At 42.2% G+C, this 18136-nt stretch carries 6 protein-coding genes and 1 rRNA gene; 1 reads left to right on the top strand and 6 read right to left on the bottom strand.

Translation table 11 applies throughout. The features are described 5' to 3' along the window. Window positions 1-76 precede the first annotated feature (76 nt). Together HC175_RS13330 and HC175_RS13325 are read right to left on the bottom strand one after the other, a co-directional pair. Window positions 77-1303 carry a Glu/Leu/Phe/Val dehydrogenase dimerization domain-containing protein gene (locus tag HC175_RS13330; protein ID WP_168139002.1) on the bottom strand — a complete coding sequence of 409 codons (1227 nt, stop codon included), beginning with the start codon at window positions 1301-1303 and terminating at the stop codon, window positions 77-79. 83 nt (window positions 1304-1386) lie between these two features. After that, entirely contained in the window at window positions 1387-2457 is a 1071-nt protein-coding gene (locus HC175_RS13325) for an anhydro-N-acetylmuramic acid kinase (protein ID WP_168139001.1), read from the bottom strand. A gap of 90 nt (window positions 2458-2547) precedes the next feature. On the opposite strand from HC175_RS13325, the gene HC175_RS13320 reads away from it, so the two are divergent. Further along, window positions 2548-3690, top strand: a complete 1143-nt coding sequence (locus HC175_RS13320) for an acyl-CoA dehydrogenase (protein ID WP_168139000.1) — start codon at window positions 2548-2550, stop codon at window positions 3688-3690. A gap of 118 nt (window positions 3691-3808) precedes the next feature. Here the strand turns inward: HC175_RS13320 and HC175_RS13315 are convergent, their stop codons facing one another. From HC175_RS13315 to rrf, 4 genes are all read right to left on the bottom strand, one after another. Continuing rightward, window positions 3809-6784, bottom strand: a complete 2976-nt coding sequence (locus HC175_RS13315) for a T9SS type A sorting domain-containing protein (RefSeq protein WP_168138999.1) — start codon at window positions 6782-6784, stop codon at window positions 3809-3811. A 512-nt stretch (window positions 6785-7296) separates the two neighbouring features. Continuing rightward, window positions 7297-13011: a hypothetical protein gene (locus HC175_RS13310; RefSeq protein WP_168138998.1), complete on the bottom strand. Its 5715-nt coding sequence runs from the start codon at window positions 13009-13011 to the stop codon at window positions 7297-7299. Window positions 13012-13498: 487 nt separating this feature from the next. Further along, complete coding sequence (locus tag HC175_RS13305; RefSeq protein ID WP_168138997.1) at window positions 13499-17227, bottom strand: T9SS type A sorting domain-containing protein; 3729 nt, start codon at window positions 17225-17227, stop codon at window positions 13499-13501. Window positions 17228-18034: 807 nt separating this feature from the next. Further along, a 5S ribosomal RNA gene (gene rrf, locus HC175_RS13300) occupies window positions 18035-18136 on the bottom strand; the annotation flags it as partial.

The raw sequence follows: 18136 nt of genomic DNA, 5'->3' as shown, positions 1-18136 counted from the left end.
CAATTTCCAACGCTCCAAAAAGACAGATAAAACCTTACAAAGGCCAAAAAAGCAGCTGTAAACCAGACTTCACCTGTTAAACCAGCTTTTTCAGCGCTACCTCGAAAGCAGTTTTACTGATATTGGTCTTATTGCTGTTATTGTTAAAGGTATTCTGAATGGCACTCCTTATCGTGATAGATGTATCTGTGAAAATGGCCTCATCTGTCATTTGCACTCTTCTTTCCATGAAATATGCAAATACTCTTGCCATTCCGCAATTGGCAATAAAATCGGGGATTACACTCACTCGCTCATCGGTGTATTCCATGATGGGTCCGAAAAAGATCTCCTTATCTGCAAAGGGAACATTTGCTCCACTGGAAATTACCTCCAGCCCAGAGGCTATCATTTTGTCGACTTGTTCTCTCGTTATTAAGCGTGATGCTGCACAAGGAGCAAATATTTCGGCCTCAAGAGACCATATTTTTTCATTTATTTCTTCAAAAGGGATCATCTTACTGCTCTTCAAGGTGTTTCCCTCCTTGTTAAGGAACATTTCCCTTATCTCTTCAAATGTAAAACCATCTTTATTGATAACACCTCCCGCACGATCAAGAATTCCGACAACTTTGGCGCCCATTTCGGCCAAATAATATGCAGCAGCTGAACCTACATTCCCGAAGCCCTGAACTATAGCTCTCTTGCCTTTAACATCTCCTCCATAGATCTCGTAGTAATGTTTTACAGCTTCAGCCACTCCAAATCCGGTGATCATATCGGCGACTGTATATTTCCGGGAAACATCTGGTGAGAATTTCGGATTCTCGAGCACCTTGATCACCCCATGTCTCAACTGGCCAATTCGGTTGATCTTATCTGCTTCAGTAGGTCTAAAATGTCCGTTGAAGACCCCCTCCTGCGGATGCCAAACTCCGGAATCTTCGGTAATAGGAATAACCTCATGAATTTCATCTACATTCAGGTCACCGCCAGTTCCATAGTAGCTTTTTAGCAGTGGGGAAACAGCCTTATACCAGCGCTCCAGAACCCCTTTTTTGCGAGGATCATTAGGATCAAAGTTAATACCCGATTTAGCGCCTCCTATGGCAGGGCCCGACACTGTGAACTTGACTTCCATTGTCTTGGCCAGGGATAGCACTTCATTCATGTCAAGACCTTTTCTCATCCTGGTACCTCCACCGGCTGCACCTCCGCGTAAAGAATTGATCACGGTCCAGCCTTCAGCTTCGGTTTCGGGATCTTTCCAGTTAAAAACAATTTCGGGAGCCTTATTTTGATATAAATCGAGTAATTCTTTCATAATAGTTAAAAAAATGATGCGCAAATATAAAAAACTATCAACCAGAAGTCAGAAATACCTCTGGAATTTAACGATGATGAAATTCAGAAGTTATTAGTCTGTCCGGGATAATAAATTTTACCAGAACTATGGTCATGTGATGCCCCTGTAACAGAACTGTAGACATTGATCTCCCCTCTCAATTTCAGGACTCCCAAAAATGCAAAAATTAAAGCCTCCTTATAATTCACCGTATCTGCCGACGGAATAATTATCTTCGCATTCGTATGCTCCCTGATCTGGGAAATGAGAAAGGAATTGAACGCCCCACCTCCCGTAACCACCAAATTTCCATTCTTTACCTGCTTCCCAATTTGCCTGCCAATGTGCACTACATAAGTGTGCAAGGCAGAAGGAATATCTATTTTCGGCATCAGCAAAGGAAGGATCTGTTCATTGACCCATTCCATTCCTAAAGACTTTGGCGGCTCCTGTTCGTAAAATGGTATTTTTTCGAGTTGTTTCAAAAGCTCATGATCAAGATTTCCGGAAGCTGCGACCTTTCCGCCGCTGTCATATTCCAGGTTCAACTTTTGAGAGAGCCAGTTGAGAACAGTATTCACAGCACAAATGTCATAAGCTATTCTTTTTCCCTCTTTGGAGGTGGAGATATTTGCAAATCCCCCCAGGTTGAGACAGTAATCATACTTTCCAAAAAGTAATTCATCTCCAATAGGAACAAGTGGCGCTCCTTGCCCACCGTACTCTACATCCTCGCTCCTGAAATCACAAACCACCGTTTGCTGCAAAAGATCAGCGAGTTTAGGAAGGTTTCCAATTTGCAGCGTAATCCCTTTTTCTGGTTCATGTTTGATCGTATGGCCATGACTGCAAATTGCATTGGTGTCAAAAATGCCATTTTTGGAGAGAAATTCAGAAATGACTTCCGCAAGATATTCGGTATAATCCTCATTCAACTGGTTCAGCTTCTCACTGCTAAAGTTTATGGCTTCAGAAAGCAGTTTCTGCCATTGTGCGGAATAAGGTATTGTTTCCGAAGTGATTATTTTATACTTCCAGGTACCGGAAAAGGTCAATTCGACATGTGCCAGGTCAATGCCATCAAGAGAAGTGCCAGACATCACTCCTATAACGTTATAGTTATTTTCTTTCATTCCTGTAAAAATAGCCATCTGGATTGAAAAAATGCAGGTAAAACGGTATCTTTGGCTTCCAAAATTCAACATTTTTAAACTTTATACCTAATGGATTTTAAGTTAACCGAAGAGCATATCATGATTCGCGATGCGGCTCGTGATTTTGCTAAGAATGAATTGTTACCAGGAGTAATTGAACGAGATGAAAAGCAGGAATTTCCTAAGGAGCAGATAAAAAAAATGGGAGAATTGGGCTTTTTGGGCATGATGGTTTCTCCTGAATATGGCGGTGGCGGCATGGACACGGTTTCTTATGTCCTGGCGATGGAGGAGATCTCCAAGATCGATGCTTCGGCCTCTGTAGTAATGTCGGTTAATAATTCTCTTGTGTGCTGGGGACTTGACACCTTCGGAAATGAAGAACAAAAACAAAAATATCTCACCAAACTTGCAGCCGGGGAATCAATTGGCGCCTTTTGTCTTTCTGAACCGGAAGCAGGAAGTGATGCCACTTCACAAAAGACTACCGCAATAGAGAAAGATGATCACTATGTCCTAAATGGGACCAAGAACTGGATCACTAACGGCAGCACTGCCGATTTTTATATTGTAATTGCACAAACTCATCCAGAAAAGAAGCACAAAGGAATCAATGCTTTTATTGTTGAAAAAGGCTGGGATGGTTTTGAGATTGGCCCAAAGGAACAGAAACTGGGGATTCGTGGTAGTGACACACACTCTCTTAACTTCAATGATGTAAAGGTGCCGAAAGAGAACAGGATCGGCGAAGATGGTTTTGGATTTAAATTTGCGATGAAAACCCTCTCTGGTGGCCGTATTGGTATTGCTGCCCAGGCTTTAGGAATTGCAGCCGGAGCTTATGAACTGGCTCGAGAATATTCTAAGGTAAGAAAGGCGTTTGGTACAGAGATCATGAACCACCAGGCTATTGCTTTTAAACTTGCAGACATGCATACTTCAATTGAAGCTGCCCGCCACCTTGTTATGAAGGCTGCCTGCGACAAAGACAATGGCGAAAACTATGATCTAAGTGGTGCTATGGCAAAACTTTTTGCATCAAAAACGGCAATGGACGTTAGTGTGGAAGCTGTTCAGGTTCACGGCGGAAACGGGTATGTGAAGGAATATCATGTGGAAAGACTGATGCGGGATGCTAAGATCACTCAGATCTACGAAGGAACTTCCGAAATTCAGAAGATCGTTATCTCCCGAAGCATTTTAAGAGACTAAAAATATACGATCATCCTGGATTAATTCAGGGTCTATAAAAGCTGAAATTCTTTCAGCTGAATGAAAGTAAAAAAGAAAGCAGCCGTTTCCGGCTGCTTTTTTAGTTCAATATTAGATCTTACTTACCTGACACTACATTCTTAGTATAAGAATTTCTATCGGTAATAACTTTTACGATATACATCTGTTCTCCTCTAACGAATTCGGTACTTATACTGGTGATTCTTCCAAAACCAGCATTCCTCTCCTTCTGAGTTTTCACAAGATTACCTCTTAGATCAAAGATCTGAATGGTCACATCTGAATTATAATCGAATTCATACTTGATATTAAGATGATCTCTAAAAGGTACAGGAGATAAACTTATTCCAGCCGAAACATCGATCGAGGATGAAGAGGAAGTCGAGGCAGTAGAACAACCATCAGATGGGGCCGTAGTAGCAGCAGAACCTCCTAGTGGACAACCTGCATTATTGAGCATATCCAAATAACTTCCTGCCGGGCCAGCGTTTCCGAAGTTGGCATTCACGTAAGCAATTACTTCAGCAGTTGTGGCAAGTTCGAAATTTACATCATTGCTACAAGCGTTAAGTAATGCAGCTACAGATTGACGTCCAAGATTATTTAATCCGCCACCACCAAGGTTCAGAACTTCAAGCAAAGTTAAACCAGCAAGTTTTGAAGGGGCATTGCTAAAGACTGCACCGTAAAGAGTACAGGTGTCAAAGGCATCGCACCATCTGTCGGTATGATTTTTCCAATAACCAAGGGTACATCCTTCAAAGTCGTCGCAAATTGGTTCCTCTAAAGTAATTAAAGCAATTTCTGAAATACAGAGGTCATTACTTCTTATTCTCACCTCATAATCTCCAGGGGCGAGATTTTCAAAACCATTGACAGGATAGGCAACAAAATCTGCTCCATTGAGACTGAAGGTAAAACCAGTGGTTCCAGAAGTGACAAGAATGGTTCCCTGCAGGCTTTCACAATCTGGTTGTACGGCCGATAGTATAGGTGCAGTGGGAGTATCAAAAGGTTGAGGTACATCAAAGAGCACGGGTAAAGATTCACAATGGTCTGCATTCCTGGCGACCAGGGAATGTTCTCCCGGTTCAACTCCAGTAATGGTTCCGGTGTAAGAGAACCAGTCTCCATCATCCAGCCTGTATTCAAAACCAGCTGGAGCGTTGACTATTGAAAAGGAACCTGATGTTTCAAAGCAGTCGGCTGGTCCAACCTGAACCTGAGGAGATGGAACCTGTTCTGGCTCACCTACCGCAATGTCACTTAATGTATATTCACATCCCTTTGCATCGGTCACAGTTACAGAATAAATTCCTGCGTCAAGATCAGATATATATTCGGTGGTCTCTCCGTTACTCCATAGGAAGGTATAAGGAGAAGTACCGCCAGAAACTTCTAGGTCAATAGCCCCGTCTTCAAATCCAAAACAACTCACCTCAGTTATAGTAACAGCTTCAGCTTCAAGTGCCGAAGGATCTTTAACTTCAATGTTCTCCAAAACAGCCTCACAGTCGCGGGCGTCTGTCACGGTTACAGAATATAATCCTGCCCCTATACCAGAAATATCCTGTGTTGTAGCTCCATTACTCCATAAGTAAGTATAAGGTTCAGTACCGCCAGAGACGTCAATATCTATGGCGCCTGTAGGGGTGCCTAAACAACTAGCATCTGTAACTGGACCCAGGGTGACATCCAGTTCATCTGGTTGTCCTACAAGAATTTCTGAGATCTCTGCGGTACAGCCATTCTCATCTGTTACAATTACAGCATAGGCTCCCGCAGCTAATCCTGAAATATCTTTTGTATCTGCATCAAAATCTCCTGGCCCGGACCAATCGAAGGTATATTCGGGAGTACCTCCTTCGACAGTTATGCTTATGGAACCGTCTGCAAAACCATAACAACTCGCTCCTTCCACAGAAGTGGGAGTCGCGGTTAATTCCTCTGGCTCACCCACAATTATTCCGGAAAGCACATCTGTACAATCCTTTGAATCTGTTACGGTCACTGAATATGATCCAGCTGCCAAACCAGTAAGATCTTCATCACTTGAACTAAACTCACCGGGTCCTGTCCATGAAAAGGTATATGGCGGAGTACCTCCGCTAACACTGATATCAATAGCGCCATCCGCGCCTTCAAAACAACTTACATTACTGATATCACCTTGAGAAACTTCAAGTTCTTCGGGCTCCCCAACAACAATTCCCTCTAAGGTATAAGGACAGTTTTTAGCATCTCGTATAGTAACGCTGTAAGTGCCTGCCTCAAGACCGCTCACATCCTCTGTACTGGCACTGAATCCACCACCTGTTTTGGACCAGACAAAGGTATAAGGAGCTTCCCCTCCGGAAACTGAAATATCTATAGCTCCATCTGAGCCCCCAAAGCAACTTACGTCTGCTATATCCTCCACAAAAGCTCCAATGGGTGTTTGAACTTCAATAGAAGGCAGAACATCGCACTTAGGCGCTATATCTTTAGCTACTAGAGGACATTGCCTGTTATCATTATCTGAAGCATCTGTCCAGGCTTGAAATAGGTTGATCAATTTCAGGCTGCCTCCGCAGAGATATGGAATACCATCAAAGGAAGTAGGATCTCCATTTTCGTCAAGAATTACCAATGATTCACTAAAAGTTAGAGAGGTAGTGGTATTGGGAGGTACCGGTCCTTTACAGCCACTTATGAAGTAAGTATTGGCAAGTGTGCCATCGGGATTGTATTGTTCCAGCCTTGCATAAAATGCAAATGAAGTTCTCATGGACCCGGTATTATTAAAAATTGCCAGGGTTAGAGGATATTCTATAATTTCACCTTCGTCACATAATGGACCACACTGGTCATATTCCAGTGAAGCTTCTACCACTCTCAGGTCATTGGAGACGCATCTTTGTGGTGCAGGCAAGTCAAAAATGTCAACTACAGTCTCCTGCGCATTAGTCACAGAAAATGAGAAAATGAAAAAAAGGACAAAGGCTTTTAAAAAGAGAGGCCTCCCATGGGTTATTCTCTCTTGTTGGCACGAAAATATGGAGATCTTCCTCTCCATTAGCGTATTGAGTCTCATAAGAATAAGGTTTTTAGTTAAAGATTTTTAACCAAAAACAGAAGCGCGGTTAATTTCTGAATAGATCAGGGCGATCCATTCTGTCTTAGACAGCTACAAAAAATTCGTTGAATAACTTTTCCAAAAGTGGAAATAGGAAACCTCTTGAGGTTAGGTGCAGTTGGGGGTGGCCGGTAATGAAAAATGTTCTTCCTAAAAGACAGGAAAAATTAAAAGTTCAGCTGGGGGAAAGGACCATTTTTTTCCAACACAATTATTATTGGAAAGAGGGAAGAATCAATTTTTGAAATAACATCTAAATGTAATCAATTAACTGACATAATGCATGTTAAATATTAATGGAGATGTAGATTAATGTAAACAATTGCCATAAATAGAACCTTTGCAATAGAAATACTTCTATGGTTTCCTAAAAACACCAGGGGCCAAAATGGTCATTTTAAAAGGTTTTCTCCCGCAAAAAAAAGCAGCCGATTTTATCGGCTGCTTTCCAGTTAATTAATTATTACAAGTTACTTTTTAGAGGAAACTATTTGTTTCACTAAAGTTTCCCTTTCGGTAATTATTTTAAGAACATACATTTGGTTTGCCTGAAGAGCGAAATCTACTCTTAAATTAGTAAGCGTACCTTTGCCCACGTTCTTTTCTTTATAGGTTCTTAAGTGCTTTCCTCTCATATCATATATTTCAATAACGACATCTGAGAAATAGTCCATCTCATATTTGAGATTAAGAGTTTCCTTAAATGGTACCGGGAAAACATTCACAGCAAAAGGAGTTTTAGCATTATTATTTCTTCCTTTGCCATTGCCATTGTTTCCATTTCCTGCATCTACGTCGGCATCACAGTCTTCAGAAGCAGCGGTAGTGGCTTTTGAACCACCCATGGTACATCCGGCATTATTAAGCATATCCAAATAGGAACCGGCATTACCTGCATTGTCAAAATTTGCAGTTACATATGCGATTACCTCCCCTGTAGTCCCCAGTTCATAATCTACACCATCACCACAAGCGTTAAGCAAGGCTGCTACAGACTGGCGGCCCAGGTTATTTATTCCTCCTCCACCGAGATTCAGTACTTCAAGCAAAGTCAAATCTGCAAGTTGTGAAGGTGCATTTGGAAATATCTCGCCATAAATGGTACAAGTGAGATATTCGCTACACCATCTATCGGTATGGTTTTTCCAGTATCCAAGGGTACAGCCTTCAAATTGCTCACAATCTGTAGCTTCAAGAAGGCTTATGGTTGCCATCCCAGATTCACAGCCATCTGCACTCATAGCAAATACAGCATATTCTCCAGGAGCAAGTCCGCTAAATCCTCCAGATGGATAATCTACAAATAACGGATCTACAAATGGTAGGTCTTCTATAGAGATCACGAAGAATTGCAGATCTGTTCTAGAGGTCACTATAATAGTTCCAGTTAAGACATCACAGGTTGGCTGTACTGCTTCCAAAGTAGGGGTCACTGGGGAATCTGGCAATGGTGATATGGTAAAGTCCAGTGGTGCCGATTCACATAAAGTCTCCGCATCACGTGCAAAAAGCATGTGATTTCCAGGTGCAACATCAATTGGTCCAAGATAAGTGAACCATTCCCCATCATCAATGCGGAACTGAAGTCCTTCTGTATCAGAGGTAACTGCAATAGATCCAAGTTCTGCAAAACATTCCAGAGGAGGCATAATTATACTTGGAGCATCTGGACGGGGTGAAACACCTACTTCCACTTCATCTACGGCCATGCCACATCCGTTAGCTCCCATAATTACGAAACTGTAATTTCCTGCGGAGAGATCTGATAGGACGTAAATATTTCCTTCTAAGAGTTCCCCTTCAATTGTATAGGGCGGTGTACCTCCTGAAACGGTAATAGTTATACTACCATCTCCTGCACCAGGACAACTTTCGTTCACAACCTCGATATCAATACCAGGGAATTCCACATCCTCTGAAACCTCCACTTCGTCTTCATCAAAACATCCATTATCAAGATCTGTTACCCTTAGGGTATAGATACCCGCAACAGAAACTTCGATCTCAGCATCTGATGATTCAAATTCTCCAGGACCGCTCCATAAGTATTCCAGGTTAGCATCAACATTATCTGATGTGCCAGAACCAGAAAGCGTAACAGATCCTGCAGTACAGGTAATCTCGGCATCAATTCCCGCATCGGCTACCGGCGCAGTAATGTCCTGACCAACTTCTACAGTATCTTCTGTATAGCAGCCGTTATCATTGTCGGTTACTCTCAGTGTGTAATCTCCAGGAACATCTACTGTTATTTCAAGAGTGGAAGAAGTAAAACCTCCAGGACCTGTCCATGCATACTCAAGATCTGCATTCTCATTAGCCGATCCTCCTATTCCCGTTAATGTAATCTCTTCTACAGAACAGGTAAGCTCTACATTTGATCCTGCATCAGCAGTAGGTTTTTCAATATCCTGACCTACTTCTACACTATCCTCTGCAAAACATCCATTGTCTTTATCTGTTACCCTGAAGGTATAATCTCCAGGAACATCTACCGTTATTTCAAGACTGGAAGAGGTGAATTCTCCTGGGCCTGTCCATGAATACTCGAGATCTGCACTGGGATTGTCTGATGATGGAACTCCTGTTAAGGTCACTTCCACCGTTGTACAGGTAAGCTCCACATTAGCCCCGGCGTCAGCTGAAGGTCGATCGGTATTTTGATCTACTTCCACTTCGTCTTCATCAAAACATCCATTATCAAGATCTGTTACCCTTAGGGTATAGATACCCGCAACAGAAACTTCGATCTCAGCATCTGATGATTCAAATTCTCCAGGACCGCTCCATAAGTATTCCAGGTTAGCGTCAACATTATCTGATGTGCCAGAACCAGAAAGCGTAACAGATCCTGCAGCACAGGTAATCTCGGCATCAATACCCGCATCGGCTACCGGCGCAGTAATGTCCTGACCAACTTCTACAGTATCTTCTGTATAGCAGCCGTTATTATTGTCGGTTACTCTAAGGGTATAATCTCCAGGAACATCTACTGTTATCTCAAGACTGGAAGAAGTAAAACCTCCAGGACCTGTCCATGCATACTCAAGATCTGCGTTCTCATTAGGCGATCCTCCTATTCCCGTTAATGTAATCTCTTCTACAGAACAGGTAAGCTCTACATTTGATCCTGCATCAGCAGTAGGTTTTTCAATATCCTGACCTACTTCTACACTATCCTCTGCAAAACATCCATTGTCTCTATCTGTTACCCTGAAGGTATAATCTCCAGGAACATCTACCGTTATTTCAAGACTGGAAGAGGTGAATTCTCCTGGGCCTGTCCATGAATATTCGAGATCTGCACTGGGATTGTCTGATGATGGAACTCCTGTTAAGGTCACTTTCACCGTTGTACAGGTAAGCTCCACATTAGCCCCGGCGTCAGCTAAAGGTCGATCGGTATTTTGATCTACTTCCACTTCGTCTTCATCAAAACATCCGTTATCAAGATCTGTTACCCTTAGGATATAGATACCCGCAACAGAAACTTCGATCTCAGCATCTGATGATTCAAATTCTCCAGGACCGCTCCATAAGTATTCCAGGTTAGCATCAACATTATCTGATGTGCCAGAGCCAGAAAGCGTAACAGATCCTGCAGCACAGGTAATCTCGGCATCAATTCCCGCATCGGCTACCGGCGCAGTAATGTCCTGACCAACTTCTACAGTATCTTCTGTATAGCAGCCGTTTTCATTGTCGGTTACTCTCAATGTGTAATCTCCAGGAACATCTACTGTTATCTCAAGACTGGAAGAAGTAAAACCTCCAGGACCTGTCCATGCATACTCAATATCTGCGTTCTCATTAGCCGATCCTCCTATTCCCGTTAATGTAATCTCTTCTGCAGAACAGGTAAGCTCTACATTTGATCCTGCATCAGCAGTAGGTTTTTCAATATCCTGACCTACTTCTACACTATCCTCTGCAAAACATCCATTGTCTTTATCTGTTACCCTGAAGGTATAATCTCCAGGAACATCTACCGTTATTTCAAGACTGGAAGAGGTGAATTCTCCTGGGCCTGTCCATGAATACTCGAGATCTGCACTGGGATTGTCTGATGATGGAACTCCTGTTAAGGTCACTTCCACCATTGTACAGGTAAGCTCCACATTAGCCCCAGCGTCAGCTGAAGGTCGATCGGTATTTTGATCTACTTCCACTTCGTCTTCATCAAAACATCCGTTATCAAGATCTGTTACCCTTAGGGTATAGATACCCGCAACAGAAACTTCGATCTCGGCATCTAATGATTCAAATTCTCCAGGACCGCTCCATAAGTATTCCAGGTTAGCATCAACATTATCTGATGTGCCAGAACCAGAAAGCGTAACAGATCCTGCAATACAGGTAATCTCGGCATCAATACCCGCATCGGCTACCGGCGCAGTAATGTCCTGGCCAACTTCTACAGTATCTTCTGTATAGCAGCTGTTATTATCGTCAGTTACTCTCAATGTGTAAGTACCAGGCATGCTTACAGATGGTTCCTCCAGAGAGGAACTAAAATTACCTGGTCCACTCCAGGCGAAGATCAAATTGGCTTCAGGATCATTCGAACTTCCGCTTCCATTAAGTTGTACACTGGTTTCTGAACAAGTTAATTCTTTACCTTCACCTGCATCTACAATTGGTGAAATCAGTTCTACTACATTAATGTTTGTAAGGGTCACATTACATCCGTTATCATCTGTAACGGAAACAGAATAGGTGCCTGAGCTAACATTTAAAAGATCTTCAGAAGATGAATTATTACTCCAAAGAAAAGTGTAAGGTTCCGTTCCCCCAGAAACCGAAATATCCACAGCCCCTTCTGCAGCACCGGAACAGGGTACGGGGGTAGTACTAATCACTTCTGCAACTAATTCTGTTGGTTCTGTAATATCCACGCTTCCTGTTACAATACAGCCATTGAAATCTGTGACTGTGACTGAATATTCTCCTTTCGGAACTTCTGTTCTGTCCTCAGGATCGTCGTCTCCGGAAACATCTGCCCAGTCAACTGCGTAAGGTAATGTTCCACCCTTTATGGATAAATTAATAGAGGTTTTATCACCATAGCATAAAATAGGATCTGCTTCTAAAATGATTTCGAGTTCTTCAGGCTCATCTATTACAATAGGGTCAGATTCATCTGTACAAGCATCCTCCTCACCGTTACCACCATCAGCGAAAGCCTTTAAAACATAGGTTCCTGGTTCAAGGCCGACATATGAATCTCCAGATAAGGTTGCACCTAAGACTATAACTCCATTTCTCCAGAGCTCAAGTCTCTCATATCCACTTCCTGAAAAACTTAGATATCCATCGTTTTCTTCAAAACAAGTAATGTCGACTCCTGAGGCAGTAACCGAGACTTCTTCTAAAGGTTCGGTAATTTCAATATCTTCAATATTTCTAAAGCAACCATTAGCGTCGGTCACAGTTACTGTATAAAAGCCTGGTGCAAGTCCGTTACGATCTTGAACATCATTGGTGCCGGGAAGATCTGCCCAATCGAAATAATACGGCTGGTCACCACCGTTCACATACAGCTCTATAGTTCCATTATCATCTCCTTTACATACCACATTTGAGCTATCTAGAACATTCACAAACAAGGGTGGTCGAACTTCAATTTCTGTAAGAGTACCACATTTAGGATTAATGGTGGCAGGATCGAGAGGACAATCATTTTTACTTCCCTGTGATGCATCTGTCCATGCAAGGTGAAGGTCAATAAGTTTCATGCCATTCCCACAAACGTATTCTATCTGTTGAAATGGAATGGGTGTAATCGTATTGGCAGGAAGACCGGTTGTATTATTACAACCTGTTATAGCTTGTCTTCCTATTTCAATGCCTTCTGCATCAGAGATTATTAATGTGCCCCAAAATGCAAAGGTAGGGCGAAAGGATCCCGTTTTGTTGTCGATTGCCAATTGTAGGGTAGGATATAAAATATCACCTTCCTGACAATTAAGACAGGGGTCCTCAAAAATTAATTCAGCATCTACTACAATTAGATCCTGAGAAACACATTGGGTTGGAAAATTCTGTGCGAAAATTCCCGGACTACTTAAAAGACCAAAAAAAAGAAATAGAAGATAGATCTTCCAAGAATTTCCTTTCAGGCTCGACCATTTTCGATCGATTTGAGACCAGCTGTTCGTGGACTCAGACAATGTACAATTCTCCATAATTAAATAGTTTTTGGTTAATAAATACTAACCAAAACACAAGAAGAGGTCCTACAAAATAGATTCGGGCGAATCATTCAGACGAGGGAATCCTGAAAACAAATGAGGGAAGTTTCTCCAACAGGGGAATGGGAGAAAGAATACATAAAGAGCAGACAACTGGCCTACTTACTAAAAGGGAAAATAAAATTACGGTGGTGGAGGAAATTACCGTTACACGTCCTGATCCTGGAGGATGGATCACGTAGGGAAAGAGTTGGAACGAAAAAAACCGGAACTCCTTTTAATAAATGTAAAACAAAAATGAAGTCATACTACATACATTATCCAAACTTTTTGTTAAAATTTGGTTTTCCGTTTTAAATTTCTAGCTTTCCTAGAAGGAAGGGATAAATACCATAAAGATTAGCGATACCAGGATTATTGGTATGTGCAATAAAAAAAGCAGCCGTTCCCGGCTGCTTTTACTTTAAAAGTTAATTAGATTTTATCTTTTAGAAGAAACAGTTTGTTTAACAAATGTTTCTCTGTCTGTGCTCACCCTCACAATATACATTTGATTTGTACCTATCGAAAAGTCGACATTTATTGAGGTCACAGATCCGGAAGAAACTCCACGATCAGAAATTGTTCTCAATAGATTTCCACTTAAATTAAAGATCTCGATCACCACATCTGAGGTATAATTGATATCATATTTCACATGGATCACATCACGGAAGGGATTAGGATATAGTGCCACGTCGTTTTCTACAATTGCTTCCACAAGTTGAACTTCAACAGGTTCTGATATAGAGTCTGTGGAGATTACGCTTGCGCTTGCTAATTGAATTTCATTTCCTAGAGGACAATACAATTCATTATAACCTTTAAGGATCGTAGCCACTCTTTTGGCTTCATTGTTAGCCGCGGTAGTGCCTTTCTTACCGTTGCCGTAATTATAGTTGAAAGTGTCGGCAGTCAACTCTTTAATTGCTGACGGAGACATGGCGTAACCAACTCCAGGATGAGCGGCGTTGAGATATGCTGCTACTGCATGTCTTGCCAATTCAGCAAACCAACCGTTGTTATCACTGGTTTTGACCTCAGAAGAAATTGCATCCAGTAAGGTGAAATTACCACCGTTGGGATCATAAGCATCCAAGCCTCTCTTATTTGTAATATCAAAGAAGACAAAGAAATCGGCCATTGGATCTACCCCGGCAGCTGCCCATGCATCAAGGTGATTCTTCCAGTAGCCCGGAGTACAACCCTGGTCGACGATACAGTTTTCAACTGTTACAACTACATTTGCTGAATCTGCAAGACATGGTCCTTCACCATCAGAATCTACAGTATAGGTATAAGTTCCTTCTGCATCTGACGAAGCATTGAATGAGCCATCAAATTCACCTCCTCCAGGTGCCGTCCAGCTTCCGCCGGTTTGTGGGCTTCCAGTTAGTTCAGAGAACAAATTATAATCTGAAGTATCGTTTGAACAAACTGCAAGATCTCCGTCTACTCCGGCATAGTTCGCAGTATTGATCGATACTTCCACATCTGCTGAATCTGCAAGACATGGACCCTCGCCATCAGAGTCTACAGTATAGGTATAAGTTCCTTCTGCATCTGACGAAGCATTGAATGAGCCATCAAACTCACGTCCTCCAGGTGCCGTCCACTTTCCGCCGGTTTGTGGGCTTCCAGTTAGTTCAGAGAACAAATTATAATCTGAAGTATCGTTCGAACAAACTGCAAGATCTCCGTCTACTCCGGCATAGTTCGCAGTATTGATCGTTACTTCCACATCTGCTGAATCTGCAAGACATGGACCCTCGTCATCAGAGTCTACAGTATAGGTATAAGTTCCTTCTGAATCTGACGAAGCATTGAATGAGCCATCAAACTCACCTCCTCCAGGTGCCGTCCAGGTTCCGCCGGTTTGTGGGCTTCCAGTTAGTTCAGAGAACAAGTTATAATCTGAAGTATCGTTTGAACAAACTGCAAGATCTCCGTCTACTCCGGCATAGTTCGCAGTATTGATCGATACTTCCACATCTGCTGAATCTGCAAGACATGGACCCTCAGCTCCATCAGCATCTACTGTATACGTGTAGGTTCCTTCTCCATCTTCTGAAGCATTAAAGGTTCCATCAAATGGATCTCCCGCAGGATCTGTCCAGGATCCACCTGTTTGTGGATTGCCTGTTAATTCATCAAATAAGCTATAATCAGTCACATCATCGGAACAAACAGTTAGTTCACCATCAATTCCTGCATTATTGGAAGGAGATATCGTTACTTCAACTTCTGCTGAATCTGCAGCACATGGGCCATCAGCTCCATCAGCATCTACTGTATAGGTGTAGGTCCCTTCTGCATCTGACGAAGCATTGAATGAGCCATCAAACTCACCTCCTCCAGGTGCCCTCCAGCTTCCGCCGGTTTGTGGGCTTCCTGTTAGTTCAGAGAACAAGTTATAATCTGAAGTGTCATTCGAACAAACTGCAAGATCTCCGTCTACGCCGGCATAGTTCGCAGTATTGATCGTTACTTCCACATCTGCTGAATCTGCAAGACATGGACCCTCGCCATCAGAGTCTACAGTATAGGTATAAGTTCCTTCTGAATCTGACGAAGCATTGAATGAGCCATCAAACTCACCTCCTCCAGGTGCCGTCCAGGTTCCGCCGGTTTGTGGGCTTCCAGTTAGTTCAGAGAACAAGTTATAATCTGAAGTATCGTTTGAACAAACTGCAAGATCTCCGTCTACTCCGGCATAGTTCGCAGTATTGATCGATACTTCCACATCTGCTGAATCTGCAAGACATGGACCCTCAGCTCCATCAGCATCTACTGTATACGTGTAGGTTCCTTCTCCATCTTCTGAAGCATTAAAGGTTCCATCAAATGGATCTCCCGCAGGATCTGTCCAAGATCCACCTGTTTGTGGATTGCCTGTTAATTCATCAAATAAGCTATAATCAGTCACATCATCGGAACAAACAGTTAGTTCACCATCAATTCCGGCATTATTGGCAGGAGAAATCGTTACTTCTACTTCTGCTGAATCTGCAGCACATGGACCATCAGCTCCATCAGCATCTACTGTATAGGTGTAGGTTCCTTCTCCATCTTCTGAAGCATTAAAGGTTCCATCAAATGGATCTCCCGCAGGATCTGTCCAGGATCCACCTGTTTGTGGATTGCCTGTTAATTCATCAAATAAGCTATAATCAGTCACATCATCGGAACAAACAGTTAGTTCACCATCAATTCCTGCATTATTGGCAGGAGATATCGTTACTTCTACTTCTGCTGAATCTGCAGCACATGGGCCATCAGCTCCATCAGCATCTACTGTATAGGTGTAGGTTCCTTCTCCATCTTCCGAAGCATTAAAACTTCCATCAAATGGATCTCCCGCAGGATCTGTCCAAGATCCCTCTGTTTGGGGAAGGCCTGTTAATTCATCAAACAAATTATAAACAGTTACATCATCGGAACAAACAGTTAGTTCACCATCGTCTCCGGCATCATTTGGTGGGTTTACTGTTACTGTAGCCGTATAAGAATCGTGACATCTTATATTAGGATTAAAAATAGATGGTGCGGATACTGTAACAGTATAATCAGTAGTTTCCGTTGGTGATACCTCAATACTTGGACCAGTTGCCCCTCCTGGACTCCATTCATAACTATAGGCACCATCACCACCAGTTGCATTAGCTGTTAAAGTAACAGTTTCTCCTTCGCAAATAATAAAGGGTTCATCAATGATTACATTAATAGGTGTGTCAATTATTATTTCATCATCAGTTCCACATTTTGGAGTGATATTAAGAACACCTTTTGAATTCGGTTTTGTTGTTAATATAGGACAACTATTGGGGTGGGTAGGGTCATAATTTCCTTTATTATCTTCCGGTTTAGAGGCGTCCGTCCAGGCAAGAAAAACATTCGTTAATTTGTACGTGCTACCGCAAACATAAAGAATGTCTTGAAATGTTAATTCGGCTGCTGACATTGGCTGTATCCCCTCCTGATCATCACATCCAGAAATTTGGGACGTAGTCACATCTCCTTCAGCATCGGTAACTTCCAGCGTCCCAAAAAATGCAAAGGTAGGTCTAAATGATCCCGTTTTATTATAAATGGTTAAAACTAAAGGAAGGGGTGTACCCGGATCACCTATTTCACACGTGAAACATTCGTCAATTTCGAGTGTAGCTCCCAAAACCGTTAAATCTTTTGAAACACAACTCTTCTCATCGGGTAAGGGTGGTGTCTGAGAGGATAACTTAGATGGAATTAAAAAAAATCCCAATGCAAAAATCATCGAAATCAGCCAAAATTGAATCTTGAATCTATTTCTGACATTAAAGACCACGGGACTGCGCAAGCCTTTGCTGAGCCCTTTTTCCAAAAAATAAAAACTTTTCATAATTAATAATGTTTTGGTTAATAAAAACCAGAACAGGTGGAAAAAAAATAGCAGATCCGGGCGAATCGTTGAATAAGGGAAATTAAAAAGAAAGAGAAAAAGCTTTTCCGGGGGTGAGAAGATAACCGTCAGAACAACTTAGGGAGTGTTGTTAAAAATGAAAAAAACTAAAAGGGGAAACGTAAATGGGGAAATCTGCAGGAAACATTAACATAGGATCCTAAAACTATACTAAGATAAAGCTATTAGCCTGCCTTTAATCTGCCTTCATCAAATTTAATGTGAATAAATTCTGACTTAAACGTGACAGCCAAAATTGATAGAGATTTTGATTGTCATTCGAACAAAGACTTTTCCGAACTACTGCTTATTAAAATTGTCTGCTTCTTTAACCAGCCCTGGACGCAGGCCGGGGTGGTGCTTTGAAGTAGGATCTAATTTTTTTGAGCGGCACGGATTACAAATCCGCACCATCTTTTTACACGTGAAACTTTCAAACGAATAGCTCCCCTCCCTTTCAGGGAGGGGAGCTGAGGTGTGTTTCCAGGTTTAACTTTAGCGCATAAAAAAAGCCTCAACATTGCTGTTGAGGCTTTAAAAGAAAGGCGGCGACATACTCTCCCACGAGATGCAGTACCATCTGCGCTAACGGGCTTAACTTCTCTGTTCGGAAAGGGAAGAGGTGAGCCCCGTTGCTATAAC

This window comes from Salinimicrobium oceani (assembly GCF_012037645.1).
The sequence above is the reverse complement of the archived record's forward strand: the minus strand, read 5'-3'. Positions and strand labels throughout refer to the sequence as shown.

What these genes read in the sequence shown, in the direction of transcription:
- HC175_RS13330 (WP_168139002.1), bottom strand. Translation starts at nt 1,303, where the DNA reads ATGAAAGAATTACTCGATTTATATCAAAATAAGGCTCCCGAAATTGTT.
- HC175_RS13325 (WP_168139001.1), bottom strand. Translation starts at nt 2,457, where the DNA reads ATGAAAGAAAATAACTATAACGTTATAGGAGTGATGTCTGGCACTTCT.
- HC175_RS13320 (WP_168139000.1), top strand. Translation starts at nt 2,548, where the DNA reads ATGGATTTTAAGTTAACCGAAGAGCATATCATGATTCGCGATGCGGCT.
- HC175_RS13315 (WP_168138999.1), bottom strand. Translation starts at nt 6,784, where the DNA reads ATGAGACTCAATACGCTAATGGAGAGGAAGATCTCCATATTTTCGTGC.
- HC175_RS13310 (WP_168138998.1), bottom strand. Translation starts at nt 13,011, where the DNA reads ATGGAGAATTGTACATTGTCTGAGTCCACGAACAGCTGGTCTCAAATC.